The organism is Pedobacter sp. 01T416_2, assembly GCF_056398925.1.
Genome location: NZ_JBFTQI010000709.1, coordinates 1 through 3089, shown reverse-complemented (window position 1 = coordinate 3089; position 3089 = coordinate 1). Strand labels below are relative to the sequence as shown.

The window sequence follows — 3089 nt, the reverse complement described above, 5'->3', positions numbered from 1 at the left end:
GTATCATTTCCCGTAATTCATTCGTCCAGGCCGGTGCTTTCTTTCCTTTATTTTCCCGAAGGTACCTAGTGTATATGTCGAGTAACATTTGTTCAACTGGTCCGGCCTGTGTATGTGTTTTGTGATAAAGGTGTTTTGCCCAACTATACAGGCCATCATAAATCTGCATACCTAAAGCCAGTAACTCCTGATCATCTGAACTGTGGTAAGCCAAGCCTGAAAATACAGCTTCTAGCCCTGCTGCCTGTGGTGCGAAGTCATGGCGATCAGTATCTGCACCGCGAACGATAGCCGCAATGCGGTCGAGAGCAGAATCTTTCAACTGGTGTTTTTTGATGAAATAATCAAAAGTGCATTGATCATTGTAATGCGTATATTCTACATCTGGCATGTCGAATGGTATGGCCCCTAATTCCCTGGCTTTAATCATCACCTGATCTGAGGGTACATAAATAATTTCTGCATCGGGATCGATAAAACGCCTGATTAGCCAAGGGCAGGCAATCCGGTCAATTTTTGGATGTTCACGGGTAATCCATTTTGTCATTTGTAATAGGGGAGTAGTATGCAAAGTTAACTATCGTACCTGATTTTAATAACAATAATTCGGTGAAGTGAAACTTTTGTTTATTACATCAAAAAAATGGTTAGTTCACCTGGAATAAACGGCTAAGTTTTTAAGTGACCATATAGCGTGCTGTAGGATAAGTTAGGCCGTAAAGCCCCTTCAACATTGTCGCATATCACCACTGGCAAACTCGAATTTACATGCCATCTTTGTATAGTCAGGAATTAATATTGAAAAAAGACAAATTAATGGAGCAGCTACCATTCCAAAAACGGGCGAAACCGAAAAGCCTTAAGAGTAGGAAATTAAAAAAATGATTTTATGTCGAACAACACCGTTTCATTGCACAGAGTTTTAAAAGCATCGCCAGAAAAAGTATATCGTGCATTTACTGAACCTTTGGCAATTGCTTCATGGTTACCTCCATACGGCTTTCTTTGTACTGTTCACGAAATGACAGTAGCATTAGGAGGCTCTTTTAAAATGTCGTTTCATAATTTTTCTACCTCCAATGGTCATTCATTCGGCGGAAAATACCTTGAAGTAACACCAAACGAGTTTTTAAAGTATACCGATCAGTTTGATGATCCAAACCTGCCTGGTGAAATGATTACCTCAGTTTGGTTGAAAAAGACCTTAGTGGGTACCGAAATTAAAATTACTCAGGAAGGAATTCCTTCAGCTATCCCTGTAGAGATGTGCTACCTGGGTTGGCAGGAATCGCTCGAAAAGTTAGCTAAGCTGGTCGAACCAGAAATACCAGATGCTTAATTAAAGGAATTATATTTTTGAAATACATAACTCCAGCTAACCTCATGGCTTAAGAGGTTGTATCATAAAGACGATTTCACCTCAAATGCTGTCATGTTGAGCTTGTCGAGACACCTCAAAGAGTATTTAACAGGCCCTTCGACAGGCTCAGGATGACAAATCTATATTTATGATACAACCTCTTTTTTGTACGCTTACCTGATATTAAGCGATTTTGCCAAATGATTAAGCCTGTTTTTAGAAGCGGGGTTACGCAATTTAGAACTGGCATTGAAAATACACTGGGCAACCTACCTGTACAAACGATGCTCCATGATTCTGTTTTTAAGAAATTAGATAGTGAATCGAAATTGTTTAAAGTGCTGGTCATCAAAACAAATGAAGTAATTCCTTATACTTCTGTGTTTTTGCAACTCGATTGTGCTTACTGGACTAAATCAAAGGAAGATCGTTTAAGAAGTAAGATGAAGTAAAAAAATTCGATTAGAATCTACCTCTTGCAAATGTTGCCCTTCAGTTATCTGGAGGGCTTTTTTATGGTCAAGTAATACGATAATAATGAAATTCATATTCTTTAAACAAATTTGGAATATTCTTGTTGTACTGGTATAAACATCTGACCGGCTCCCTTAAATGATTTTCGATCACTAACAAAGAGATAGGATCATGAAAGAATTTTCTGTCAAATTCAGAACAGATAGTTTGGATCTGAATGCAAAGGTTAGCCCAAACCGCAGGCATGGCCAGTTCAAAGTTGAATTGGCAGGGCAGGAGACTGAACCGCTTATATTAACACAATTGGTAAACGGAGATTGGGAAGTAACAGAACGTGGTACAAATGATTTGTCTGATCAGGAGTTAAGAGGCCTTGGCCACGCCATCGATCTTAAGATTAAGGAAATTTATCAGATTAAAAATATCCTGGTAACAACAGATTTTTCAAAGGCTTCGATTAATGCAGCAGAGTATGCGGCGGCTTTATCCCATCAGCTAAGAATCGATAATCTAGTATTATATCATTCATATGCTGCGCTTGATATACCCACTACATCTTATGCTGCCATGCCATGGCAGTATGATGAGCAGCCTGAAGTGTGCTTAGAAAAGACTAAAAACCTTCAGAAAGATCTGGAAGCGCTAATATCAACACATACCAGGATAGAAGTCTATAACGATGAGCGGGCATTAATTGTTGCTATAAATGAGATAAGTGCTAAGCTCAATATTGGGTTGGTTATAACCAGTACTACAGGAAAAAGTAATCTGGAACGAATTTTAGTGGGTAGCAATGCACTTAGCTTAGCGAAACATTGTAAGGTGCCATTGCTTATGATTCCTCCACAAATTACTTTTAAGCCTATCAAACAAATTGTTTTCGCCTGCGACCTTAAAAATGTTTCAGAATCCACCCCGATTTATGCTATAAAAACCTTTGTCCATGCCCTAGGCGCAAAATTACTCATCTTAAATGTGGATCAGGATGAGACGCATTTCAATCCCGATAGAATTAAAGAAATGACGGCACTGCATCAGCTTTGGGACAGAGAAGAACCCGAATATCACTATATAGATGATGAAAATACCGCACATGGCATTGTGATGTTTGCAGAAAAATATCAAGCCGATCTGATCGTTACCGTTCCAAAAGTATATGGTTTTTTTGAAAGTATATTTCACTCCAGCATCACGAAGAAGCTCACTTATACTACCCATTTACCTTTATTACTGTTTAAAGACGATTAGTAAAGCC

4 protein-coding genes are annotated in these 3089 nt (G+C 38.7%); 3 read left to right on the top strand and 1 reads right to left on the bottom strand.

The window, feature by feature from the left end; translation table 11 throughout:
• On the bottom strand, positions 1–547 hold a 547-nt coding region (locus tag AC1DPQ_RS22860), incomplete at its 3' end, for a chromate resistance protein ChrB domain-containing protein (protein ID WP_477610973.1).
• Between the two features lie 342 nt (positions 548–889).
• Between AC1DPQ_RS22860 and AC1DPQ_RS22855 the strand changes: the two genes are divergently transcribed.
• From AC1DPQ_RS22855 to AC1DPQ_RS22845, 3 genes are all read left to right on the top strand, one after another.
• On the top strand, positions 890–1339 hold the full coding sequence (locus AC1DPQ_RS22855) for an SRPBCC family protein (protein ID WP_029276549.1): 450 nt from the start codon (positions 890–892) through the stop codon (positions 1337–1339).
• A 221-nt stretch (positions 1340–1560) separates the two neighbouring features.
• Positions 1561–1812 (top strand): hypothetical protein, encoded by a 252-nt coding sequence (locus AC1DPQ_RS22850; protein WP_477610972.1) that lies wholly within the window; start codon positions 1561–1563, stop codon positions 1810–1812.
• Positions 1813–2005: 193 nt separating this feature from the next.
• Positions 2006–3082 carry a universal stress protein gene (locus tag AC1DPQ_RS22845; protein WP_477584697.1) on the top strand — a complete coding sequence of 359 codons (1077 nt, stop codon included), beginning with the start codon at positions 2006–2008 and terminating at the stop codon, positions 3080–3082.
• The last annotated feature ends 7 nt before the right edge of the window (positions 3083–3089 follow it).